Raw genomic sequence first — 22,954 nt, 5'->3', positions numbered from 1 at the left:
GGTCACGCATGTCCCGTGTCGCAAGGGGGCCGGAACGCGACCCCCCGGACATGCTGCCGCCATTCGGCATCCGTGATCAGATCGCCCGTCTCGGCGCAGATTCGCGCCGCGACGCGTTCCGGATCCGGGTCCCACAGCCGTACGTCTCTGCCCGCGCTGGCGAGCATGGTCCCGTCGAAGCTGAAAGCCAGGTCGCTGTAGCTCTCGCCGGAGCTGTTGATGATGACGCGGGTCTCGGGGTTCTCGGGATCGGCGATGTCCCACAGCCAGAGTTCCCCGGCCCCGGTGCCCACCGCGAGGGTGGTGTCCCTGGGGTCGAAGGCGACCGCGAAGATTCGCCCGCTGGATCCGGCCAGGGGTTCGCCCAGCAGGACCGGTTCGCGGGGGCGGGTCGCGTCCCACAGCCGGACCGTCCCGGACGCGTTGCCCGTGGCGAGGACGGTTCCCCGCCGGTTGAAGCTCATCGACCGCACATCGTCCCCCGGCGCCGTACTGATCTTGCTGAGCGGCGCCGGCCGGAGCGGGTCGGTGACGTCCCAGAGCGCCACGGTGCCGCCTTGCGTGGCGGCGGCGAGGGTACGGCCGTCGGGACTGAACGCCACGACGAAGACGATGCCCGTTTCGGGGCTGACCCTGCCGATCGGCTGCGCGGTCCGCGCGTCCCAGATATGGACGGAACCGTCCCGGCTCGCAGCCGCGAGGAGCTTCCCGTCCGGGCTGAACGCGACGCCCTCGACGAGAGCCGTGGGTCCGGTCAGGGTGTGGCGGAGGACGGGATGCCGCGGATCGCTGACGTCCCACAGCAGGACGGCGTTGCCCAGGCGCGTCCCGCCCGCCAGCGTACGCCCGTCGGGGCTCACGGCCACGGTGCCGCCGATCCGGTCGAACGGCGCGGGAGCCGTGAGGGCCGGGCCGAGCGAGACAGGCCGGCGGTCGCGGGCGTTCCACAGCCCGATGTCCCCGCCCGCGGCGGCCAGGACGTGCTCTCCCCGGCGGAAGACGACGGTGTCGATCGGATGATCCGTACGGGGGATGACCGGGGCGGGGACGTGCCAGAGCCGGGCGACGCCGTCCGCGCCGTTGGTCGCCACGAAGCCGTCGCGGAAGGCCACGGCGGTGACGGGCTCGGGATGCGGCAGCGCGGTCACCACCTTGCCCGCGGCCACGTCCCAGATCCTGGCCGTGTTGTCCGCGCTGCCCACCCCGAGATGACGGCCGTCGGCGCTGAAGCCGAGCACGTTGATCCACACGCTGACCGTGGCGACCAGAGGCCGGCCGAAGGGCTGGGGCTTCGCGGGATCCTTGGTGTCCCACATCCGTACGGCGCCGTCGTTGCCTCCCACGGCGACCAGGTCGGCGTGGTAAGCGACGGCGTTGACCCGGCTCGGCAGCGGCACGGCGGCCCCCGCGACATGGGCCCGAGCGGGATCGCGCACGTCCCACAGTTGCAGCGACCCGGCGGTCTCCGTGCCGCTGCCCGCCGCGAGCACCTGCCCGTCCGGGCGGAACGCGAGCGCGTTCACCGCTCCGTCCGGGCCGGTGAACGGGCCCCGCATCGCGGCGGCGCGCAGGTCCCACAGGTGCAGCTGCGCCTCCCCGCTGCCGATCGCGAGCGTGTTCCCGCCGGGACTGAAGTCCAGCGCGAAGATGGTGCTGGAAGGCCCGGTCAGCGGCGCTCCCAAGGGCACCGGACGCGTGGGATCGGAAAGATCCCAGAGGCGTACGGACCTGTCCTCGCCGCCGGTGGCCAGGGTGCGCCCGTCAGGGCTGAAGGCCACGGCGTAGACGGCGCCGGTATGCCCGGTCAGCGGCGCGCCGATCCTCACCGGCCGCCGCGGATTCTTCAGATCCCACAGCAGGATCGTGGTGTCGGTCGAGGTGGCGCCGGCGGCGGCCAGCAGGTGCCCGGACGGGGACACGGTCACGGCCTGCAGCACACGCGTGGGGCGGACGACCCGGGTGACCTCGATCGAGTTGGTGATCTCCATGAGCCCGGAACGGCCCTCGATGGTCGGCGAGATCCGGTAGGCGGCCAGGGCGAGCTGGGCCGCCAGCGCGGGATCGGTGTCGCGCAGCCGGCTGGCCGTCATCGCCACGTTCCGGGAGATCGCGAAATCGCGCGCCCGGTCGGCCTCCGCCCGCTGCACCTGCGAGTAGGCGGCCAGCCCGCCGGCCAGGACCGTCAGCGCCCCGAACGCCGCCAGCAGCCGGTAGAGGCGGCGGGTACGCTGCCGCTGCTGCTGCACGCCCGCGGCGAGGAACTCCAGCTCCAGCGGGTTGAGCTCGGTGTGGTGGACCGGTTCCCTGGCCCATTCCCGCGCCGCCTCCAGCCGTCCGCCGCGATAGAGGCCGCCCGGGTCGCGCCCGCTCGCCTGCCACGACTGCGCGGCCTGGGTGAGCTGCCGGTGCACGCGCAGCCCGGCCCGGTCCGCCTCGATCCAGGAACGCAGCCGGGGCCAGGCCGACAGGAGGGCCTCGTGACTGATCTGGACCGTCGTGACGTCCGCGGTGAGCAGCCGCCGCTCGACGAACCGGTCGAGCACGGGGCCGGCCTCGTCGGACAGTTCGCTCCGCTCGACCCTGCGGCGGGTGTCGGCGATGTCCGTCCCGATGTGGGTCAGCCGCAGGAAGAGCCGCCTGGCCAGGTCCTGCTGGGCTTCGGTGAGCTCGGAGTAGACCGACTCGGCGGTGTGTGCCACCGCGCCCTGCAGGCCGCCGCTGGCCCGGTAGTGATCGATGGTCATCGTCCGGCCGAGGGAGTTCTCCCACGTGGACAGAAGCGTGTGGGAGAGCAGCGGCAGCGCGCCGGCTTCGTGCGGGGAGATCTCCCGGATGATCAGCTCGACCAGGCCACTGGCCACGTCGAGCCGGGCGCGACGGGCCGGGCCCTCGATGGCCTCGCGCAGCTCCGCCTCGCCCATGGGCCCGACGACGATCTGGTTGTGCTGCAACGCTTCCGCGATCTTCGGGTACCGCAGGGCATGCGCGTAGAAGTCCGCCCGCATCCCCACCACGACCGGCATCGTCCGCGCGAGCTCGAACAGCGCGTCGACGAACGCCTGGACGTCCTCCGCCGCGGCCGTGAAGACCTCCTCGAACTGGTCGACAATCACCGTCAGCCCCGGTTCCGCACCGCGCTCCCTCAAGCCGGACAGCGCTTTGAGCGGGTACGCCCCGGGCGTCACGAGCGCCCAATTCGCCAGCGACGCGATCAGCCCCGCCCGCAGCACCGACGACTTCCCGGATCCCGAAGGGCCCACCAGCATGGTCAGTCCGGTGTCCGCCCGGTCCAGCAGCCGCCTGGTGAGGTCATCCCGGCCGAAGAACCACTCGGCGTGCTCCGGCTGGAAGGATTCGAGGCCACGGTAGGGCGCCATCTGGTCGCCCGGCCGGCGACCGGGCAGCCGCCGTACCCGCAGCAGGGCCTGCACCCAGCGGTCGAGGTCGTCCTTCTCCGTCACCCCGCAGGTGACGAGGACCCTCTCGTACTGGTCCGCCTGCGAGGCGAGCGGCAGGTTCGCGCCCCGGAACCACCCCCCGAGGGTCCCGTACGGCACGCCGACGGCCTTGCCGAGCTCCCGGATGGTCTTCCTGGCCGAGTTGCGCAGCAACGTCAGTTCGCGAGCCAGATCCTCCCGGGTGACGACCCGATCGGGATCCGGATGTTGCCTGTCCTGCTCTGATGCGTCTGCCACCGCGCCCCCGTTGTTCGCTGCCGTGAACGGCGATGTGAACGAGCCCGTGCGACCTTGTGCGGACATTTTCGGGAACCCTGGCCAGCCGCGCAATGGGTCTTTTTGACTGGCTTCGATCGCGGGGGTGATTCATCGGGGGGCTCGGGGTGACTGCCGCACGGGGTCAGATATTCGCGGCCAACGGGAGGACGACAATGCGAAATTCGAGAAAACTGGGGCTCAGCGTGCTGGTCACGCTGCTGATGGCGCTGACTGGCACGCTGGCGCTCAGCACACCCGCCTCGGCCTGGGTTTACTGCAATTCGGTCAGCCGGGTGCTGGGCGGGTACGACGGCGAGACCGAAATCTACTACCCGACCTACAACGACAACTCGACCAACTGCGACATGCGGATCAACGAGAACGGCAGCGCGGGCCAGCGCGAGGCGATCAGGCAGCTGCAGTTCAACCTCAACGTCTGCTACGGCCCGAACCGCTGGGACCAGAGCAGGGCGCACGTGACGAACCACCTGAGCGTCGACGGCAAGTACGGCCCGAACACCCGTGGCGCCGTGAACGCCGTGCAGAAGCACCTGAATGCTCACGAGGGCGCGAGCCTCCAGGAGGACGGCTACGCCGGCCCGCAGACCCGATCGCGGATGCACCACCCCAGCATCGGGGGCTACTGCATCATGCCGGCCACCACCCCCTATCCCCCCATCGTCGCACCCTGAGCGATTCCGGCCAGGGCCATTCCTGCACTGAGGCCGGCCGCCTCATTTGAGATAGCCGCAGTCTGAGGCCTATCGACGCCTCCACTGCGGCACCCGCACCGCAAAGAAGGGCCTTGGCCGCCGTCGAAACCCGATCGGCGCCAGGGCCCTGGCGCGTGTGCCCGCGGAAATTTCTCGCGAATGCGGTGAAACGTCTTGGTGGGTGCTGACATGTGGTGAGGCAAGAGACCCCTTCGGGAGGACGTGAAGTGGGGCAGGCCGAGCGTAAGCAGCGGTTTGAGGAGATCTACCGGGCGCACTATCCGGCCCTGCTGGGATACGTCCGGCGGCGTACGGACTCGTCGGACGACGCGGCGGACGTGCTGGCCGAGGCGTTCACGACGGCGTGGCGACGGCTGGAGGACGTGCCGCCGGACAACCAGGCACGGCTCTGGCTGTACGGCGTCGCGCGGCGGGTGCTGGCCAACCACCACCGGGACACCGGCCGCAGGAGCGCGCTGGCGGTGAAGCTCCGGGCCGAACTGGCCTCCTGCGCGACGCCGGCCGCCGAACAGGATCCGAGCGCGGTCCGGACGGCGTTCGCACGGCTCAGCGCGGCGGACCGGGAACTGCTGAGCCTGGTGGGCTGGGAAGGACTCGGCGCCGGCGAGATCGCCAAGGTGCTGGGACGGCCGCCGGGCGTGGTGCGGCTGCGGCTGCACCGGGCGCGGAAACGCCTCGCGAAGGAACTCGACTCCGCCGAACTCGATCTGTCCGCGTACGGCTCACGCGCCGTGTCCCTCGCGAAAGGAGAATCATGACAAGGGACGTCGATCGGCTGGTCACCGAGATCGCCGGGCCGGCCGACGAGGAACTGGGGATGACCCCGGGCGCGCTGGATCTCCTTGAGGAGATCACGGCGGTTCCGGTGCCGGAACGCCGGCGCGTCCGGTCGAAGGTCCTGCTGCCGCTCGCCGTGGGGGTGGCGGTGACGCTGGGCGTCAGCTTGCTGCCCGGCACGGCCGCCGCCCTGGACGTGGTACGCGACGGGGGCTACTACGTCATCACGGTCAAAGACCTCTTCGCCGACCCCGAGCGCTACCAGGAGCAGCTGCGCGCGCTCGGGCTGAACATCCGGCTGGAGGTCAAGCCCGCGACCCCGGCGCAGGAGGGGACCATGCTGCCGATCCATTTCGGCGACTCCGCGGACGAGATCCGGACCATCGAAGGGCCGGGTGACTGCCTGGGCCGGGGGAGCTGCGCCATCGGGCTGAAGGTGCCCATCGGATACCGGGAATCGGTGACGATCGTCCTGGCACGCAAGGCCCTGCCGGGCGAGAAGTACAAGGTGCTCGCGCCGATCAACGCCGCGGGCCAGCCCCTCCACTGCGTACCTTTCGTGGGGAAGACCGTCGACGAGGTGCGCGCGCTGCTGGCCGCCCGCGGCGTGAACACCGTGACCTTCGCCCGTCCCGACCGCACCCAGAAGCCCACCCCAGGCTCCTGGTACGTCCACGACGGCGTCATGTCAGCCGCCGGCCAGGCGCTTCTCCTCGTCAGCCCCACACCACAACGCCCCGACGTACCCGGCCCCGCCTTCACCCTCGACCCCTGTTCCTGACCTCATGTCGGGAAACTCCGGCCGTGGGGAGTTGAGCAGGGGAGTACTCAATCGCCTCATCTCTGGCGTTTCTAGCGTCAGGTGGCATGAGAAGATTCATCGGCGCCCTCGCCGGGCTCGTCACCGCTGGCGCGGTGCTGACGGTTCCCGCGGCGGCAGAAGCGACCACGGCGGTGTTGCCGCCGGTCCGTGACGAGTGTGTGACCAGCGTGAAAGCCCTGCCGCCGGTCATTGACAACATCTGGCGCAAGTGGGGGGCCGAGCGCAGCCCTCTCGGGTGTCCGGGCACACGTGAGCTCGTCCAGCGGAAGCGAGAGCTGAGCGGCGGCGTCGATGGTGTCGTCGAGCAGGTCACCTTTCAGTTCGGCGTCATCATCGAGGCCCCGCGCCTGGGTCCGGCTGGCTGGATCGCCCTGTACCAGGGGGATTCGGTTCACTTGGACAACAGCATGCATGTGGCGTGGGAAGGCGCGGCTGGCCGAGTCCCCGACAGTGCCATCACGGTCGGCTGGTGGACGGACAACCTCAAGCGGGAGCCGTACCGTCAACTCGCCGGTTCCAGGTTCGCCAAGAACGCGAACGCCTGGAGCTGGATCAACCTGCACAACAACCTGCAGCGGGGGACGAAGTACAGCGTCCAGCTTCAGACCCCCGGCACCTGCGTGCAGGCCGGGACGCCCGGCTACTGCTACCTCGCGCCACCGATCTCGATCATGGCCCAGCAATCCCGCGACTGCAAAGCCGTTCCCATCGGTACGGTCGGGACGTACTGGCGGAACGAACTCAAACGCAGCACGGCCGTGTGGGGCTGCCCGGTCGGCCCGACCGGGGTCAACGTCGCGGGTTTCCCGGCGGGCACCTCCCGGCAGCATTTCGAGTACGGCGCCCTGACTTACCGGCCCGACGCCGACGGCGCCGGAGCCATGGTGGTCAAATCCTGGTGGGAGACCCGGACGAACGCCAAGAATCCCGGGCTCTTCGTGAAGTGGGAGTCGACCCTGCGCTCGTACGACGTCTGGCAGGTCTCGTGCACCGCCAACCACGACACGACCGAGCGCTGCACCTACGAAAGCGACGACTCGCTCTTGCGCCCGCTCTCGTCGATCATCAGCTCGATCGGCAGCCCAAAGGCCCAGCGCGGCCGCCTGTATGTCCGCTACACCTTCCAGGCACAGGGCTGCCTGCGCCGGACCCTGGCGCCGTCGAAGTGCAGCGGCTGGAGCCCGGCGGTGACCCTGCGCTGGCCCAAGCCCGCCAACCCGGCTCCCGGCGGCTGACGAGCCCGGAACCGGTAAGGGGCACTACCGGCACGAATGCCAGTGGTGGTGGCCGCTGTTCACGTGGGCGAAATCGTATGCCTGCATCGTGATGCTAGGCTCGGGTGGATGTCTGATGACCAGTCGGCCAAGCGGCCGGTGCCCACCATGCGGGACATCGCCGCCGCGGCGGACGTCTCGCAGAGCACGGTGTCCCGTGTGCTCAGCGGTGTGCCGACCGCCGTGCCCATCGCGCCGGAGACCCGCCAGCGGGTGCTGCGGACGGCCCGGGAGCTGGGCTATCGTCCCAACCCGCTGGCCCGGGGACTGCGCGGTGCCTCGACGAACCTGATCGGCGCCGTGGTGCGCGACTTCAGCGACCCCTTCTACGCCGGGGCGATCGAGGCGCTCGTGGTGGAGTCGATGGCGCACGGGTACAACGTCGTGCTGGGGCACGCGCCTGGCCGGTCGGGGGAGGTGGCGTCCTCGCTGACCACCGTTCTGGAGACCCGGCACACCGACGCGGTGGTGCTGCTCGGCGACATGCAGGAGCATCCGCAGCTCCTGGCCGACCTGCGCGACTCGATCGTGCCGGTGGTGGCGCTCTGGCCGGGCACGAGCCCGCGCGAGTTCCCGAGCGTGGACGCCGACGACCGGGCCGGCATCCGGGCCGGGCTGGAGCATCTGGTCTCCCTGGGTCACACGAGGATCGCCTTCGTCAACGCGGAGCTTCCCAATGAATACCGGGCGCGGGAGGACGCGTACCTGGAATTCATGCGGGAGAGGTTCGGAGCGGTGCCGCCGGGTTACGCCGAGCGCAGCCCGAGCGCCCTCGCCGGGGGCGATGCCGCGCTGCGGCGGCTGATGGACCGGGCCGACCCGCCCACGGCCGTCGCCGCCTCGACCGACGTGGTGGCCGTGGGCGTGCTGCACGCCGCGTACAGCCTGGGTGTGCGGGTGCCGGATCGGCTGTCGGTCGTCGGCTTCGACGACATCCTCATCGCGGCGCACACCGTGCCGGCGCTGACCACGGTGCGCATGCCGATCTCGGAGATCGTCGGCTACGCGGTCACGCAGGCGGTCAGGCTGGCGCGCGAACCGGCCGGCGGCGAGCGCCCGCCGGATCTCGAGATCTTCGCTCCGGACCTGATCGTGCGGGACTCGACCGCCCCTCCCGCCCAGGAGTAGGCCCGATCACGTGGGGATCCAGACCCGCATCGCCTCCACCTGGCGGTTCGCCCAGGCGAAGTAGGGGATCGCGCCCGCGGTCAGGGGCGTCGCCGAGTGCGTGACCGGGACGTCGATGCCGACCACGCCCGGCTCGATGTCGGGGCGCGGCACCTCCCCGGGCGGGCGGCCGCCGTCCCACGCCAGATCCTCCAGTTCCGTCCCGGCCGGGGCGTCCACGGTCTCCAGGCAGTAGACGAGCGGCCCGCGCTCGATGGCGACGCAGCCGCGAATGGCGTCGGCACGCGGGTCGGGCGCGGTGACCCGGATCCCGGGCTCCAGGTCGAGGACGACACTGTCCCCCGCCCGCCACTGCCGGGAATGCCGCACCACCGGGCCGGTGGACGCGCGGCTCCACGCCGGGACTCGCAGTGCGAGCGTCCACGGCCGGTCCGGCGTCTGGACGACGCGGACGGTGACGCGGCCCTGCCACGGGTACTCCGTCCGGATCGCGAGGCGGATGCCGCCGGCCGTCACGTCGGCGTCCGCGTACTGGTGGATCTGCACGCCGCTCTCGTCGCCGGTGGCCAGGTAGTGGTGCCACGAGCTGAGCAGGCGCATGAGGTTGGGCGGGCAGCAGGCGCACGGGTACCAGGGCGCGCGCCTGCCGTGCCCGGCCTGCTCCGCGGCGCGGTGGGTACGCCGCTGGAGCGGATTGATGTAGAAGAACTCCTCGCCGGTGAGCGAGAGCCCGGAGAGCACGCCGTTGTACATGGCCCGTTCGATGGCGTCGGCGTACTCGGGCTCCCCGGTGGCGAGCAGAAGCCGCCAGGCCAGCATCACGCTCGCGATGGCCGCGCACGTCTCGGTGTACGCGCGGTCGGGCGGCAGCTCGTAGGGGTCGCCGAACGCCTCGTCGCGATGCCGGCTCCCCGTGCCGCCGGTGAGGTAGGTCCGGGTACGGGCCAGGTCGTTCCAGCGGCGCCGTACGGCGGTGAGCAGCTCCTCGTCGCCGAGTTCCACGGCGGCGTCCACCGCGCCGCAGTCCAGGTAGAGCTGGCGGACGGCATGCCCGGCCACGGTCGCCGCCTCGCGTACGGGCTCGTGGTCCTGCCAGTACTCCGGCCCGAAACGCCCCGGCCCGATCAGCCCGCGCCCGCGCAGCCCCAGCATGCGCTCGGCGAGCGCGAGATGACGCTCCTCACCGGTCACCCGGGCCAGCTCCACGAGCGCCATCTCGATCCCCGGATGCCCGTCGATGCCCGGTCTGCCCCGCGCCCCGAACTCGGCGTCGATGTGCGCCACCGCGCGCCCGGCGATGGTGAGCAGCCGGTCGTCGCCCAGGCCCCGGCGCCAGGCGACCGCGGCCTGGATCAGATGCGCCACACAGTAGAACTCGTGCCCCCAGGCCAGATCCTGGTACGGGACGCCGCCCCCGACCACCTGGACGAAGCTGTTGAGGTAACCGTCGGGGCGCTGCGCCGCGGCCACCACGCCGATCGCCTCGTCCGCCGCCGCGGCCAGGATCGCGTCCGCGCCCCGGGCGAGCTCCCACCCGGCGGCTTCGAGCCACTTGTAGACGTCGGAGTCGAGGAAAGGGAAGGTCGAGCCGCCGCTGTCGGCCTCCGCCTGGTAGCGACCCCGCTCGCCCGCGGCCAGCCGCAGGTTGTCCATCGGCCCGCGCCGCTGGAGCTGGCCGAAGCCGTGCGGGATGGTCTTCTCACGGTTGAGCCGCTGCCGCCGCGCCCAGAACCCGCCGACGATCTCCACGCCCGACGCGTCGATCGGCGTCAGCCGCTGCTTGGCCGCCGGAGTCGGCCACACGCTGCCTGCGTTCATTTGATGGCTCCGCTCATCAGACCCGACACGTAGTACCGCTGAAGCAGGAAATAGACGAGGACGCACGGAATGATGGAGATGGTGACGCCGGCCTGGAGCATGCCCCAGTCCGTGCCGCCGAGGCTGGTCTCCGTCCTCGACGTGGCCAGGATCAGCGGCAGGGTGAACGTGGAACTGCGGCTCATCATCACCAGCGCGCCCAGGAACTCGTTCCACGAGGTGATGAAGGCGAACAGCGCGGTGGTGACGATCGCGGGCACGGCGGAGGGGATGAAGACCCACCGCAGCGCCTGCCACGAGGAGGATCCGTCCACGATGGCGGCCTCCTCCAGCTCCCTCGGGATGGCGCTGAAGCTGTTGCGCAGCACGTACAGGCTGAAGGGCAGCTGGATGGCCGTGTGCAGGACCGCCAGGCCCAGCAGCGTGTTGGTCAGGCCGATCTTCGCGAACATGAGGAACATCGGCGTGAGCAGCGCCTGGTACGGCACGATCAGCGCCAGCAGCAGCACCACGAAGATGACCTCCTTGCCCGGGATCGGGAAGCGGGCCAGCGCGTACGCCGCGGGAACGGTCAGCAGCAGCGTGAGCACGATGGCCAGCACGGCCGTGCCCAGGCTGTTGGCCAGGTAGACCGGCAGGCCCTCCTGGTAGTCCCACAGCCGCGCGTAGCTGTCGAAGCTGAACCCGTGCGGGAAGTACGTCGGCGGCGAGGCGGCCGCCTCCTCGGTCGGCTTCACCGAGGCGAGCACCGACATCACCAGCGGCATCAGCATGACCGTGCAGACGACGACGCAGACCGCCGCCACCAGGTAGCTCCCGCGCCGCCTCACTGGTGGCTCCGGCGCGTCAGCAGCAACTGGATCACGGTGAAGACGAGGATCGTGGCGGCCAGGATCATCGACAGGGCGGCGCCGTATCCGAGCTTCAGGTACGGGAAGGAGTTCAGATAGATGTAGAAGACCGACGTCGCCGTCTCGTTGCTCGGCTGCCCCGCGGTCATGATGTAGAACTGATCGAACGCCAGCAGCGAGCCGATCACGCTCACCAGCGTGACCAGCAGGACGGTACGCGCGGTCAGCGGCAGGATCACCCGGGTGACCCGCTGCCGGTGGCTCACCCCGTCGACGAGCGCGGCCTCGACCACCTCCGTCGGCACGGCCTGGATCGCGGCGACGAACAGGATCATCCCGAAGCCGATCACCTTCCAGACCACGGAGGCGCTGATCGCGACGCTGGAGAGTGTGGCGTCCACGCCGAGCCAGAGCACCGGCTTCCCGATCAGCCCCAGATCCAGCAGGGCCCGGTTCACCAGGCCGAAGTCGCTGCTGAACAGCCAGTACCAGAGCAGGCTCGACACCCCGAGCCCGATCACGACCGGGATGAAGACCACCGTCCGGGTGAGCCGCCGCAGCACGGTGTTCCGGGCGGTCAGCAGCGCCAGCAGGTAGCCGCCGATGATGAGGACCGGCGTGATGAGCGCGGTGTAGAGCAGGGTGAAGCGGAAGGACACCCAGAACTGCGTGTCGCCGAAGGCCCGCTCGTAGTTGGCCATCCCGACGAATCTCGGCGGGGACAGCAGCGACCAGTTGTGAAACGACATCCAGGCCATCTGCAGCAGGGGATAGGCGGTGAAGGCGAGTACGAAGAGCAGAGCCGGTGCCAGGTAGGCGAATCCGACCAGACGGCCGCGCGGGCCGTGGCGCATGACAGCTCCTCTCGGTGCGGATCTCGGTGCGGATCTCGGTGCGGAAGGTGTCCACCGGGCGAGGGGTCCGCCCGGTGGACACGGGGGTTACGACCGGCCCGCGATGGCCTTCATCTCCTTCTTGGTGTCGGCGATGACGGTGTCGAGGTCGTCGTCGCTGTAGTAGGCGCGCTGCAGCATCTTCAGCCACGGCCCCTGCGGCGAGTTGATCTGCTCGAAGAACGTCACGGTGTACGGCGTGCGCCCCACCGCGAGCGCCTTGGCCACGTCGCCCACCAGGGGCTCGGCCTTGAAGTACTGGTTGTCCACCATGTCGGTACGGGTGGTGAGGTTGAGCGCCTTGGCGTACACCTCGACCTGCACCTCGTCGGAGAGCAGGAACTTCATCACGTTGACGGCGTCGTTGACCCGCTTGCTGCCCTTGGGCACGACCACCAGGTCGCCGCCGATGAAGGAGGCCGACGAGTTCGGCGCCGTCCCGGGCAGCAGGGCGATGCCGAAGTTCATCCCCGGGTTCTGCTGGCGCGCCAGCGTGATGTTGAAGTTGCCGGTGCCCATCATGCCGACCTTGCCGGAGCCGAACTGCAGGTGGAACGTCTCCCCGTTCTCGGTACGGCTTCCCTCGGGCACGTTGCCCGCTTTGACCATGTCACGGGTGAACTGCAGCACCTGTTTGACGCCGTCGCCGACCAGCGGCTCGTCGCCGGGGTTGGCCGCCTCGATGGTGGCCCCGGAGGCCCACATCAGCGGGCCGACGGTGAAGATGTTGCAGCCGGCGCAGTTGCCGGGCAGGTAGTAGCCCTTGACGCCGCCGCCCAGCGCGGTGATCTTGTCGGCGTAGCTGCGCAGCTCGGCCAGGCTCGTGGGTGGTTTGTCCGGGTCGAGCCCGGCCTTGGTGAAGAGATCCTTGTTGTAGAAGAGGGCGGACACGTCCGCGTAGAGGGGCACGCCGAAGAGCCGGTCCTGGTAGGTCGCCACCGTCATGTGACCCTTACTGGCGGTCTTCAGCTCCGGCCAGTCCTTGATCTGGTCGGTGATGTCGACCAGTTGCTGTTCCTTCTCGAACTGCGGGGCGTAGATCAGGTCCATGCCCAGCAGATCGGGCACGTCACCCGAGGCGACCCCCTGGGCGATCTTGCCCACCATCTCGGTGTGCGGGATGTAGGTCAGATTGATCTTGCAGTCGGGATTCTTGGTGTTCCACGCCTCGACCAGCATGTCCACCATCTGCTTGTTGCCGCCGGAGCGCTCCCACATCGTCAGGGCGCCCTTGCTGGCACAGGTCGTCGTGGCGGCCTGCGCCGGGGCAGCCGCCGAGGGGGGCGGCTCCTCCTGGCCGCAGGCCGCGGCCGCCACCAACAGCGCCGTCGCGGCCGCTCGGACAGCCCATCTGGAACGGGTCCTCATCTGCCAGGCTCCTCTCTTCGGAGTGGACCGGTGTTGACATGACCCCCTGCTGCTGGCAACGTAACCGATATGAATACGATTGCATACAACCGTATTCATTTCGTGATTCAGGAACACGCCTCGCCTGGCGGTCACCCGCACGGCGAACTGTTAACGCAACCATGAGCACCGCCGGATCCCCCATGGGCAGGGTCATGAAAGACATCCATCCGAAGGTCGAAGAAGCTCTCGACACGCTCAACCTGAACCGCGCCGCCCGCCGTCGTCTCCTGACCGGAGCGGGCCTCGTCAGCGCCTCGGCCGCCGCGACCGCGCTGCTCAGCGCCTGTACCGGCGACTCCGGGGGGAACGCGCCCGCCGCCCAGGGGGGCACCGCGGCGGCGGGCGCGGCCGGCGACTTCCCGGCCACGCCCCAGTGGAAGTTCACGCTGGTCTGCCACGTCACCACGAACCCGTTCTTCACGCCCACCCAGTACGGCGCGCAGGACGCGTGCGCCCTGCTCGGCACCGAGTTCCAGTGGACGGGTTCGCGGGACTCGATCGTGGCCGAGATGGTCAACGCCTGCAACACCGCGGTCTCGGCCAAGGTCGACGGCCTCGCCGTGGCCGTCGTGGACAAGGACGCCTTCCGGGAACCGGTCAACAAGGCGCTCGACGCGGGCATCCCGGTCGTCTCGTACAACGCCGACGGTTCCCGGGACGACAAGGGCACCGCACGGCTGGCCTACGTCGGGCAGGGACTCTACGAGTCCGGGTACGCCCTGGGCCAGCGGGCCCTGCAGCAGGTGGACTCGGGGGAGGTCGTCGGCTTCATCGCCACCCCCGGCGCGCTCAACATCCAGCCGAGGATCGACGGCGCCCAGCAGGCGATCAAGGACTCGGGCAAGCCGATCACGTTCACCGCGGTCGGCACCAACGCCGACATCACCAAGGGCCTGTCCATCATCGACGCGTACGCCCAGGGCCATCCGGACCTGGCCGGCATGCTCGCCGTGGACGCGGGCTCCACCCAGTCGGTGGGCCAGACCGTCGCCAAGTACGCCATGCGCGGCAAGGGCCTCAAGGTCGCGGGCGGCTTCGACCTGGTGCCGGAGACCCTCGCGGCCATCAAGGACGGCCACCTGGACTACACCATCGACCAGCAGCCGTACCTGCAGGGGTTCCTGCCGGTGCTCTACCTGTACCTGTACAAGCTCTCCGGCGGGCTGCTCTTCCCCTCGGAGACGAACACGGGACTGCTCTTCGTGACCAAGGACAACGTCGGGCCGTACCAGACGACGAAGACCCGGTTCGAGGGGTCGGACACCGCGCAGAAGGTCGTCGAGCGCGCCGGCGCCATTCCCCATGCGTAGGGTCCGCGAGGAGTTCCTGCGGCACCGGGAGGCCAGCATCCTGGTGGTGGCGCTGGGCCTGGGACTGTACTTCGTGTCGGTGACGGACGTCTTCCTGTCCTACGCCAACCTGGTCAACATCTCCCAGGCCACGGCGCCGGCGGCCATCGTCGCGTGCGGGATGGTCCTGCTGCTGGTGAGCGGCGAGATCGACCTGTCGGTGGGCGTGGTGGCCGCGCTGGCGCCGTTCATGATGCACTACGCGATCGACTTCTGGGGGGTGCCCGCGATCCCGGCGGTGCTGCTGGCGGTGCTGACCGGGACGCTGATCGGGTTCGGCAACGGGTTCGTCACCGTGGTGCTGCGGGTGCCCTCGTTCGTGACCACGCTGGGCACCTTCTACTTCGTGACCGGCGTGGTGCTGACCACCTCGCACGCGTACCCGGCCGAGATCCCGGAGCCGGTGGACGGCACGATCGGGGAGTGGCTCGGGGCGGCCGAATGGGCGCATCTCGGCTGGGCCCTGGTGATCGTGGTGTTCCTGCACGCCGTGCTGACCAGGACCCGGTGGGGGCTGCACACGATCGCGGTCGGCGGCAACCCGCTGGGCGCGGCGGAGGCCGGTGTGCGCACCGCCCGCATCAAGATAGGAAATTTCATGATCGCGGGGACGCTGGGGGCGTTCGCCGGGGTGATCGAGGCGTTCCGGATCCACACCATCGACCCGAACATCGGCGGCGGCACCGGCCTGATGTTCACCGCGGTCTCGGCCGCGGTCATCGGCGGCACGGCGCTCGCCGGCGGCTCGGGGACGATCATCGGCGGGGCCCTCGGCGCGCTGGTGCTGGCCGTGCTCCAGAACGGGATGAACCTCATCGGCATCTCCGCCAACCCCTACTTTCTCATTTTGGGCGTCGCCATCCTCGTCTCGATGATCGCCAACGTGTACCTCACCCGGCTGCGAAGGGCGGGCCGGACATGACCCCGGTCCTCCGGATGGAGCGCGTCGCCAAACGGTTCGGCGCGGTGACCGCGCTGCGCGAGGTCAACCTGACCCTGGCGGCGGGCGAGGTGCTCGGCCTCATCGGGGACAACGGCGCCGGCAAGTCCACGCTGGTCAAGCTCCTGTGCGGCTTCCACCAGCCGGACTCCGGCCGCATCCTGCTGGACGACGAGGAGGTCACCCTCAAGTCGGTACGGCAGGCCAGGCAGCTCGGCATCGACATCGTCTACCAGGACCTGGCGCTGATCAACGAGCTGAGCGTCTACCACAACATGTTCCTCGGCCGGGAACACGTCGGCTTCGCCCGCCTGCTGAGCAACCGCCGGATGCGCCGGCTCGCCCGCGAGCACCTGGAGACCATGGGCGTGCGCATCCCCTCGGTGGACGTCGAGGTGGCCAAGCTGTCCGGCGGGCAGCGGCAGGCCATCGCCGTCGCCCGCTCGGTCTACTCCCGGTCGCGGATCCTCCTGCTCGACGAGCCGCTGGCCGCCATGGGCGCGAAGGAGGGCGCCCTCATCCTCGACCTGGTCAGGGACCTCAAGGCGCGCGGCGAGGTGTCCATTGTGATCATCGCGCACAACTACGCCCAGATCCTCGACGTCTGCGACCGGGTCAACCTTCTCCAGCACGGCACGATCACCTTCGACAAGCCGACGGCGGAGACCTCGCTCCAGGAACTCACCGACCTGGTCGTGGAGGAGTACCGCAGATCCCGTACGAGAGGAGACGCGCCATGACCGACCTGCGGGTAGGCGTGGTCGGGCATGGCTTCATGGGTAGAGCGCACGCGCACGCCTGGCGGAACGTGGGGCATTTCTTCGACCTGCCGCTGCGTCCCCGGCTGTCGGTGCTGTGCGGGCGCTCGCCCGCGGCCGGGGAGGCGGCCGAGCGGCTCGGCTTCCCCGCGTGGGAGAGCGACTGGCGGCGCCTGGTCGAGCGCGACGACGTGGACCTGGTGGACGTGTGCAGTCCCGGGGACACGCACGCGCCGATCGCGATCGCGGCCCTGCGCGCCGGCAAGCACGTGCTCTGCGAGAAGCCGCTCGCCAACTCGGTCGCCGAGGCCGAGGCCATGGTGCGGGCGGCGAAGGACGCGCCGGGGCTGGCGATGGCCGGGTTCAACTTCCGCCGCCTGCCCTCGGTCGCGTACGCGCGTGAGCTGGTGGCGGAGCGGGCGGGCGAGATCAGGCACGTCCGGGCGGCGTACCTGAACGGCTCGCTCGTCGATCCCGAGGCGCCGATGGCGTGGCGGCTGCGCGCTGAGGACGCGGGCAGCGGGGCCCTGGGCGATCTCGGCGCGCACGCGATCGACCTGGCGCAGTACCTGTCGGGTGACCTGATCGCCGGGGTGTCGGGGATCACCGTCACCTTCGTCCCCGAGCGGCCCCTGGTCGGCGGGGGCGGCCGGGCGAAGGTGACGGTGGACGACGCGTCCGCGTTCGTCGCCCGCTTCGCCCGGGGAGCCGTCGGCGTCTTCGAGGCCACCCGGTACGCGGACGGGCGGGCGGAGGGCCTGCGGGTCGAACTCGACGGCTCGCGCGGCAGCGTGATCTTCGACCTCGGCTCGCCCAACGAGGTGGCGTTCCTGGACGCCGCCGACCCGCCCGCCGAGCGGGGCTTCCGGCGCATCAGGGTCGCGCATCCCGCGTGGTGGTACTCCCACGCCATCGGCTACGAGCACACCTTCGTCCATCAGGCGCGGGACCTCGTCGAGGCGATCGCCTCCGGCGTGCCGCCCGTGCCGTCGTTCGAGGACGGGCTGCGCGTGCAGCGGGTGCTCGACGCGGTGGCCGCCAGCTCGGGCGACTGGCGGGAGGTGCCCGCCTGAACGGACGCGCTATCCCTGCTGGGGCGGGCGTGCGTTGGCGTGCGCCACCCTCGTGCCGAACTTGAGGAGTTCGCGGCTGCAGTCGTCGTGCTGGATCCGGCACTCGATCAGCACCGGGCCGCCCGTGTGGCCGCGGGCCTGCGCGACGGCGTCGGCCAGCTCCCGCGCCGTCGTCGCCGTGAGCCCGAGCCCGTTGCCGTCCTCCGCGTTCCAGGGAGCGATCAGGCCCGCGTAGTCCCAGTTCTTGATGTAGTTGTACGGACCGTCGTGGATCTCCGACTCGACCACGTATCCGCGGTTGTTGACCAGGAAGATGAGGAGCTCCTGGTCGTGGCGGATCATGTTGGCCACCTCCTGGGCGGTCAGCTGGAACGAGCCGTCGCCGATGACGGCGATCAGCCGCCGGTCCGGCTCCAGTCCCATGCGGTACCCGAAGGCCGCCGGGACCGCCCAGCCGATCGAACCCCACTGCATCTCGATCTCGAACCGGGCGCCGCCGGGCAGCTGGGTGTAGATCCCGTTGAGCCAGGAGTCGCCGGTCTCCACCAGCAGCGTCGTACGCCCGTCGAGTTCCGCCTCGATCTGCCGCCACAGTTCGAGACGCGTCAGCGCGGTCCCGTCCACGGCGGCGGGCTCGGGCCGGACGGTGATCTTCTCGGACTGGCGCCGGTACTGGTCCAGGGTCGCGGGGTTGCCGGGGACGCGTGCCGCGAGGCCGGTCAGGAGGTCGGGGAGGGTGACGTTGGCGAACTGCGCGTCGGGCAGCCGTACGTGGCCGGGCTGGGCGTCGATCAGGCGCTCCCGCGCCAGCATGGCGGTCCAGCCGACGGTCGTGTAGTCGGTGAACATCGGCCCGGCCGCCAGGACCAGATCCGCCCAGTCGACGATGGGCTCGCAGCCGGGGGAGCTGATGCCGCCCCAGTAGACGCCGATGTACTGCGGGTGGTCCTCGGGGAAGAAGCCCTTGGCGTTGGGCATGACCGCCACCGCGCAGCCCAGGGCCTCGGCCAGCTCGCGGAAGGCGTCGATCGCCCCGAACGAGCGCAGGTGCACGCCCGCCAGCAGCAGCGGCCGGTCCGCCTTCGCCAGCAGGCCCCCCGCCTGCTCCACGGCGGCGGTGAGCGCGGGCACGTTGCTCAGCCGCTGGAACGCCAGCGTCTCGAACGGCGCCGGCAGCAGGCAGGGCGCGTCGGACAGGTTGCACGCGATCTCGATGTACGCGGGCTTGCTCTCCCGCAGCGCCGTCCCGATCGCGTGGTCGATCAGATAGGGCGCGTTGTCCGGGTGGAGCACGCGCACGGCCGCGCACGTGACGTTCCTGAACATCTCGTATTGGTACGCGAAATCGTGCGTGCCGATCGTGTGGTGGAGCAGATGATTGGCGTCCGGGTCATTGGTGTTGGGCCCCGAGCAGACGAAGATGACCGGAAGACTTTCCGCGTACGCCCCCGCCACGCCGTTGAGCGCGGAGAACGCGCCCACGTTGAACGTGGTGACGACGGCCCCGCACCCGTTGGCCCGCGCGTATCCCTCGGCCGCGTAGGCCGCGTTGAGCTCGTTGCAGCAGCCGATCTGCTCAAGGTTCTTGTTCAGCAGGAGTTCGTCGAGCAGGACGAGATTGTAATCCCCGGGAACCATGAAATAGTGCTTGAGCCCGGCCTGTTCCAAACGCCGCGCGAGATAGGCGCCCACGGTGAAATCACCCATGACCACTTCCCCCTAACCATCGCGACGTTACTTCACCCGGAACTGCCTGTCATTGGATGATTTCCGGGATAATTCGTGCCGTTGCCGTAATTCTGATGAACGCCGGTGATTGTTTACGGCGGGCTGCGCAACCCTTTGCCGGTCCCGGGTCCGGGCCGCCCGGCGGCTGCGGGCGGGGCGGCAGGGTTGACCTGGGCGATTTCAAAGGTCTACGATCCGACCAATAACTCAAGACGCCGTTGACCCGCACGCGGGAGAGTCCGGTCCCAGGAAGGACCGGCGCCGAAGGAGCAACACTCCCCAGAAACTCTCAGGCCCCGTACCGCTTCGGTGAGGCGACTCTGGAAAGCCGGGATCCCGTGATCCCGCACCCAAGGTGAAAACCGCCGAACCGGCGGTGAAGCTCTCAGGTACCGATGACAGAGCGGGGAGGCTCAGCCACGCGCCGTCCAGGCGGCGCAGAAGCCGGAGGCCTCCTTTCATGTCATCGTTCGATTTCGCCGGCCGTCACATCGGGCCCACGCCCGGCGACCAGGCGGTCATGCTCGCCCGTCTCGGGTATCCCGAGCTCGACGCGCTGATCGACGCGGCCGTGCCCTCGGGTATCCGGGCGCCGGAAGAGCTCCGGCTGCCCGAGCCCGTCAGTGAGACCGAGGCGGCGGCCGAACTCGCCGCGCTCGCGGCGCGCAACGTCGTCGCCGTCCCCATGATCGGCCTTGGCTACCATCCCGCGATCACGCCCGCGGTGATCCGCAGGAACGTGCTGGAGAGCCCGGCCTGGTACACCGCGTACACGCCGTACCAGCCGGAGATCAGCCAGGGCCGGCTGGAGGCGCTGCTCAACTTCCAGACCATGGTGGGCGATCTCACCGGTCTTCCGACCGCGAACGCCTCGCTGCTCGACGAGGCGACGGCGGTCGCCGAGGCGGTCATGGTGATGCGGCGGGCCGGACGGTCGAGATCCGCGCGCCTCCTCCTGGACTCGGACTCCCTGCCGCAGACGATCGAGGTCGTGCGCACCCGGGCCGCCTCCGCCGGGATCGAGGTCGAGCTGGTGGATCTCGACGCGGGGCTGCCGGAGGGCGACTTCTTCGGGCTGGTCGCCGCGTATCCCGGCTGCTCGGGCGAGGTCCGCGACCTGCGGCCGTCCATCGACGCCGCGCACCGGCGGGGCGCGCTGGCGACCGTCTCCGCCGATCCGCTGGCGCTGACGCTGCTCGTGCCTCCGGGGGAGATGGGCGCCGACGTGGCGGTCGGGAGCACGCAGCGGTTCGGGGTGCCGCTGTTCTACGGCGGGCCGCACGCCGCGTACATCGCGGTGGCGGACGGGCTCGAACGCCACCTGCCCGGACGTCTCGTCGGCGTCTCCGTGGACTCGGCGGGGAATCCCGCGTACCGGCTGGCCCTGCAGACGCGGGAGCAGCACATCCGGCGGGACCGGGCCACGTCGAACATCTGCACCGCGCAGGTCCTGCTGGCCGTGGTCGCCTCCATGTACGCCGTCTACCACGGGCCGGAAGGGCTGACCGCGATCGCGGAGCGCGTACACGGGCACACCGCCCGGCTCGCCGGTCGTCTCCGGCGCGCGGGCCTGGAGGTGCGGAACCGGCACCATTTCGACACGCTCGTCGTACGGGTTCCCGGGCGGGCCGACGAAGTCCACGCGGCCGCGGCGGCGCGCGGGCTGCGCCTTCGCGAGATCGGCCCCGACGAGGTCGGCGTGTCCGTCTCGGAGATCACGACACCGGCCCACCTGGACCTGGTCGCCGAGGCTTTCGGCGCGGGGAGCGGGCCCGCCGTGGCCGGTGACGGCATTCCCGCCGGTCTGCGCCGGACCTCGGCCTTCCTCCGGCACCCGGTCTTCCGCGACCACCACAGCGAGACCGCGATGCTCCGTTACCTCAGGCGGCTCTCCGACCGGGACTTCGCCCTGGACCGGGGCATGATCCCGCTGGGCTCGTGCACCATGAAGCTGAACGCGACGGCCGAGATGGAGCCCATCTCGCTGCCCGGCTTCGCCGAACTCCACCCGTTCGCGCCGGCCGCCGACGCCACCGGCTACGCCGAACTCATCGACCGGCTGGAGTCGTGGCTCGCCGAGGTCACCGGGTACGCCAGGGTCTCGTTCCAGCCGAACGCCGGATCCCAGGGCGAACTCGCCGGACTCCTCGCGATCCGCGCCCACCACCGGGCGCAGGGTCAGCCGGGCCGTGACGTGTGCCTGATCCCGGCCAGCGCGCACGGCACCAACGCGGCCTCGGCGGTGCTGGCCGGTCTGCGCGTCGTCGTGGTGGCCACCGCCGAGGACGGCACCGTGGACCTCGCCGACCTGGAAGCGAAGTGCCGTCAGTACGGCGACGTCCTGGCGGCGGCGATGGTCACCTACCCGTCCACGCACGGCGTCTACGAGCAGGGCATCACCCGGCTGTGCGACCTGGTCCACGCGTACGGCGGGCAGGTCTACATCGACGGCGCCAACCTCAACGCGCTCCTGGGCGTGGCCAGGCCCGGCTCCTTCGGCGGTGACGTCTCCCACCTGAACCTGCACAAGACCTTCTGCATCCCGCACGGCGGCGGCGGTCCCGGCGTGGGGCCGGTCGCGGTGGCCGCGCACCTGGCGCCGTACCTGCCCTCGCACGGACAGCACCCGGATCCCGCGCGCCGGGCGGGGATCGGCCCGGTCAGCGCGGCGCCGTACGGGTCCGCCGGGATCCTGCCGATCCCGTGGGCGTACATCCGGATGATGGGCGGCGAGGGACTGACGGCCGCGACCAAGGCGGCCGTGCTCAGCGCCAACTACGTCGCCCGGGAGCTCTCCGCCGACTTCCCGGTGCTGTACGCCGGGAACGGGGGACTGGTCGCCCACGAGTGCGTGCTGGACCTGCGCGGCCTGACCGCGCGGACCGGCGTCACCGTCGAGGACGTGGCCAAACGCCTCGTCGACCACGGGTTCCACGCGCCGACGATGAGCTTCCCGGTGCCGGGCACCCTCATGGTGGAGCCGACCGAGAGCGAGAACCTCCGGGAACTCGACCGGTTCATCCGCGCGATGAAGGCCATCCGCGCCGAGATCGACGAGGTCGCCGCCGGCGCGTACACCGCCGCCGAGAGCCCGCTCCGCCGGGCCCCGCACACGGCCGCGACCCTCGCGGACGACCACTGGGACCGCCCCTACCCGCGTTCGCGCGGCGGGTTCCCCGCGGGTGTCACGCCCGACAAGTACTGGCCCCCCGTGGGGCGCGTCGACCAGGCCTACGGCGATCGCAACCTGGTCTGCTCCTGCCCCCCGCCGGCCGCGTTCCACGACCCCTCCGAAGGAGAAGCGGCATGACCGTTCCATCCCATCTGCGCTACACCGCCGAGCACGAGTGGGTCGACCTGGCCGGCGGCGTCGCCACCGTCGGCATCACCGCGTACGCCGCCGAGGCGCTCGGCGACGTCGTGTACGTCGAGCTGCCCGAGGCCGGCTCGGCGATCCGGGCCGGCGCCGTCTGCGGGGAGATCGAGTCGACCAAGTCGGTGAGCGACCTCTTCGCGCCGGTCGACGGCGAGATCACCGAAGTCAACGAGGCCGTCGTCGCCGACCCCGGGGTGCTCAACGGCGACCCGTACGCCGGCGGCTGGCTGTTCCGCGTGCGCGTCACCGGGTCGCCCGAGCTGCTCGGCGCCGACGCGTACACCGCTCTCATCCGAGGTGCATGAC

17 protein-coding genes and 1 riboswitch are annotated in these 22,954 nt (G+C 70.5%); of the genes, 11 read left to right on the top strand and 6 right to left on the bottom strand.

What is annotated here, in order from left to right; translation table 11 throughout:
* Nucleotides 1-2 precede the first annotated feature (2 nt).
* The gene (locus Aph01nite_RS08610; RefSeq protein ID WP_204040249.1) at nucleotides 3-3,695 is read right to left on the bottom strand and encodes an nSTAND1 domain-containing NTPase; all 3,693 of its coding nucleotides are present in this window, start codon (nucleotides 3,693-3,695) and stop codon (nucleotides 3-5) included.
* A 194-nt stretch (nucleotides 3,696-3,889) separates the two neighbouring features.
* Between Aph01nite_RS08610 and Aph01nite_RS08605 the strand changes: the two genes are divergently transcribed.
* From Aph01nite_RS08605 to Aph01nite_RS08585, 5 genes are all read left to right on the top strand, one after another.
* Nucleotides 3,890-4,408 (top strand): peptidoglycan-binding domain-containing protein, encoded by a 519-nt coding sequence (locus Aph01nite_RS08605; protein ID WP_204040248.1) that lies wholly within the window; start codon nucleotides 3,890-3,892, stop codon nucleotides 4,406-4,408.
* A gap of 248 nt (nucleotides 4,409-4,656) precedes the next feature.
* Complete coding sequence (locus Aph01nite_RS08600) at nucleotides 4,657-5,208, top strand: RNA polymerase sigma factor (protein WP_204040247.1); 552 nt, start codon at nucleotides 4,657-4,659, stop codon at nucleotides 5,206-5,208.
* Nucleotides 5,205-6,008 (top strand): hypothetical protein, encoded by an 804-nt coding sequence (locus Aph01nite_RS08595; protein WP_204040246.1) that lies wholly within the window; start codon nucleotides 5,205-5,207, stop codon nucleotides 6,006-6,008. Before Aph01nite_RS08600 ends, Aph01nite_RS08595 begins: the two co-directional genes overlap by 4 nt.
* An 86-nt stretch (nucleotides 6,009-6,094) precedes the next feature.
* Nucleotides 6,095-7,285, top strand: a complete 1,191-nt coding sequence (locus Aph01nite_RS08590) for a hypothetical protein (RefSeq protein ID WP_204040245.1) — start codon at nucleotides 6,095-6,097, stop codon at nucleotides 7,283-7,285.
* Between the two features lie 108 nt (nucleotides 7,286-7,393).
* Nucleotides 7,394-8,452, top strand: a complete 1,059-nt coding sequence (locus Aph01nite_RS08585; protein ID WP_204040244.1) for a LacI family DNA-binding transcriptional regulator — start codon at nucleotides 7,394-7,396, stop codon at nucleotides 8,450-8,452.
* Nucleotides 8,453-8,458: 6 nt separating this feature from the next.
* Here Aph01nite_RS08585 and Aph01nite_RS08580 read toward each other — a convergent pair whose 3' ends face one another.
* From Aph01nite_RS08580 to Aph01nite_RS08565, 4 genes are all read right to left on the bottom strand, one after another.
* Nucleotides 8,459-10,270: a glycoside hydrolase family 127 protein gene (locus Aph01nite_RS08580; RefSeq protein WP_204040243.1), complete on the bottom strand. Its 1,812-nt coding sequence runs from the start codon at nucleotides 10,268-10,270 to the stop codon at nucleotides 8,459-8,461.
* A complete protein-coding gene (locus tag Aph01nite_RS08575) occupies nucleotides 10,267-11,100 on the bottom strand; it encodes a carbohydrate ABC transporter permease (protein ID WP_204040242.1) in 834 nt (277 codons plus the stop codon). Before Aph01nite_RS08575 ends, Aph01nite_RS08580 begins: the two co-directional genes overlap by 4 nt.
* Nucleotides 11,097-11,975, bottom strand: coding sequence for a carbohydrate ABC transporter permease (locus Aph01nite_RS08570; RefSeq protein WP_204040241.1), 879 nt, complete (start codon nucleotides 11,973-11,975; stop codon nucleotides 11,097-11,099). Before Aph01nite_RS08570 ends, Aph01nite_RS08575 begins: the two co-directional genes overlap by 4 nt.
* Before the next feature lie 87 nt (nucleotides 11,976-12,062).
* The gene (locus Aph01nite_RS08565) at nucleotides 12,063-13,382 is read right to left on the bottom strand and encodes an ABC transporter substrate-binding protein (protein ID WP_204040240.1); all 1,320 of its coding nucleotides are present in this window, start codon (nucleotides 13,380-13,382) and stop codon (nucleotides 12,063-12,065) included.
* A gap of 194 nt (nucleotides 13,383-13,576) precedes the next feature.
* On the opposite strand from Aph01nite_RS08565, the gene Aph01nite_RS08560 reads away from it, so the two are divergent.
* The 4 genes from Aph01nite_RS08560 to Aph01nite_RS08545 are packed head-to-tail and all read left to right on the top strand — an operon-like array spanning nucleotide 13,577 to nucleotide 17,544.
* Complete coding sequence (locus Aph01nite_RS08560; protein WP_204040239.1) at nucleotides 13,577-14,734, top strand: sugar ABC transporter substrate-binding protein; 1,158 nt, start codon at nucleotides 13,577-13,579, stop codon at nucleotides 14,732-14,734.
* Nucleotides 14,727-15,695 carry an ABC transporter permease gene (locus Aph01nite_RS08555; protein WP_204040238.1) on the top strand — a complete coding sequence of 323 codons (969 nt, stop codon included), beginning with the start codon at nucleotides 14,727-14,729 and terminating at the stop codon, nucleotides 15,693-15,695. Before Aph01nite_RS08560 ends, Aph01nite_RS08555 begins: the two co-directional genes overlap by 8 nt.
* On the top strand, nucleotides 15,692-16,453 hold the full coding sequence (locus Aph01nite_RS08550) for an ATP-binding cassette domain-containing protein (RefSeq protein WP_204040237.1): 762 nt from the start codon (nucleotides 15,692-15,694) through the stop codon (nucleotides 16,451-16,453). The genes Aph01nite_RS08555 and Aph01nite_RS08550 overlap by 4 nt, the downstream gene beginning before the upstream one ends.
* On the top strand, nucleotides 16,450-17,544 hold the full coding sequence (locus tag Aph01nite_RS08545; protein WP_204040236.1) for a Gfo/Idh/MocA family protein: 1,095 nt from the start codon (nucleotides 16,450-16,452) through the stop codon (nucleotides 17,542-17,544). The genes Aph01nite_RS08550 and Aph01nite_RS08545 overlap by 4 nt, the downstream gene beginning before the upstream one ends.
* Nucleotides 17,545-17,553: 9 nt before the next feature.
* Here the strand turns inward: Aph01nite_RS08545 and Aph01nite_RS08540 are convergent, their stop codons facing one another.
* The gene (locus Aph01nite_RS08540) at nucleotides 17,554-19,251 is read right to left on the bottom strand and encodes an alpha-keto acid decarboxylase family protein (protein ID WP_204040235.1); all 1,698 of its coding nucleotides are present in this window, start codon (nucleotides 19,249-19,251) and stop codon (nucleotides 17,554-17,556) included.
* Between the two features lie 240 nt (nucleotides 19,252-19,491).
* Nucleotides 19,492-19,586: riboswitch (glycine riboswitch) on the top strand.
* A 146-nt stretch (nucleotides 19,587-19,732) separates the two neighbouring features.
* Between Aph01nite_RS08540 and gcvP the strand changes: the two genes are divergently transcribed.
* Nucleotides 19,733-22,582 carry an aminomethyl-transferring glycine dehydrogenase gene (gcvP, locus tag Aph01nite_RS08535; protein WP_204040234.1) on the top strand — a complete coding sequence of 950 codons (2,850 nt, stop codon included), beginning with the start codon at nucleotides 19,733-19,735 and terminating at the stop codon, nucleotides 22,580-22,582.
* Nucleotides 22,579-22,953 carry a glycine cleavage system protein GcvH gene (gcvH, locus tag Aph01nite_RS08530; protein WP_204040233.1) on the top strand — a complete coding sequence of 125 codons (375 nt, stop codon included), beginning with the start codon at nucleotides 22,579-22,581 and terminating at the stop codon, nucleotides 22,951-22,953. Before gcvP ends, gcvH begins: the two co-directional genes overlap by 4 nt.
* Nucleotide 22,954 lies beyond the last annotated feature (1 nt).

Source organism: Acrocarpospora phusangensis (assembly GCF_016862995.1).
GTDB lineage: Bacteria > Actinomycetota > Actinomycetes > Streptosporangiales > Streptosporangiaceae > Acrocarpospora > Acrocarpospora phusangensis.
The sequence above is the reverse complement of the archived record's forward strand: the minus strand, read 5'-3'. Positions and strand labels throughout refer to the sequence as shown.

Excerpts from the sequence above, each read along its gene's own strand:
- gcvP (WP_204040234.1), top strand. The coding sequence starts at position 19,733 with ATGTCATCGTTCGATTTCGCCGGCCGTCACATCGGGCCCACGCCCGGC.
- Aph01nite_RS08590 (WP_204040245.1), top strand. The coding sequence starts at position 6,095 with ATGAGAAGATTCATCGGCGCCCTCGCCGGGCTCGTCACCGCTGGCGCG.
- Aph01nite_RS08550 (WP_204040237.1), top strand. The coding sequence starts at position 15,692 with ATGACCCCGGTCCTCCGGATGGAGCGCGTCGCCAAACGGTTCGGCGCG.
- Aph01nite_RS08545 (WP_204040236.1), top strand. The coding sequence starts at position 16,450 with ATGACCGACCTGCGGGTAGGCGTGGTCGGGCATGGCTTCATGGGTAGA.
- Aph01nite_RS08540 (WP_204040235.1), bottom strand. The coding sequence starts at position 19,251 with ATGGGTGATTTCACCGTGGGCGCCTATCTCGCGCGGCGTTTGGAACAG.
- Aph01nite_RS08585 (WP_204040244.1), top strand. The coding sequence starts at position 7,394 with ATGTCTGATGACCAGTCGGCCAAGCGGCCGGTGCCCACCATGCGGGAC.
- Aph01nite_RS08605 (WP_204040248.1), top strand. The coding sequence starts at position 3,890 with ATGCGAAATTCGAGAAAACTGGGGCTCAGCGTGCTGGTCACGCTGCTG.
- Aph01nite_RS08570 (WP_204040241.1), bottom strand. The coding sequence starts at position 11,975 with ATGCGCCACGGCCCGCGCGGCCGTCTGGTCGGATTCGCCTACCTGGCA.
- Aph01nite_RS08565 (WP_204040240.1), bottom strand. The coding sequence starts at position 13,382 with ATGAGGACCCGTTCCAGATGGGCTGTCCGAGCGGCCGCGACGGCGCTG.
- gcvH (WP_204040233.1), top strand. The coding sequence starts at position 22,579 with ATGACCGTTCCATCCCATCTGCGCTACACCGCCGAGCACGAGTGGGTC.
- Aph01nite_RS08595 (WP_204040246.1), top strand. The coding sequence starts at position 5,205 with ATGACAAGGGACGTCGATCGGCTGGTCACCGAGATCGCCGGGCCGGCC.
- Aph01nite_RS08560 (WP_204040239.1), top strand. The coding sequence starts at position 13,577 with ATGAAAGACATCCATCCGAAGGTCGAAGAAGCTCTCGACACGCTCAAC.
- Aph01nite_RS08580 (WP_204040243.1), bottom strand. The coding sequence starts at position 10,270 with ATGAACGCAGGCAGCGTGTGGCCGACTCCGGCGGCCAAGCAGCGGCTG.
- Aph01nite_RS08555 (WP_204040238.1), top strand. The coding sequence starts at position 14,727 with ATGCGTAGGGTCCGCGAGGAGTTCCTGCGGCACCGGGAGGCCAGCATC.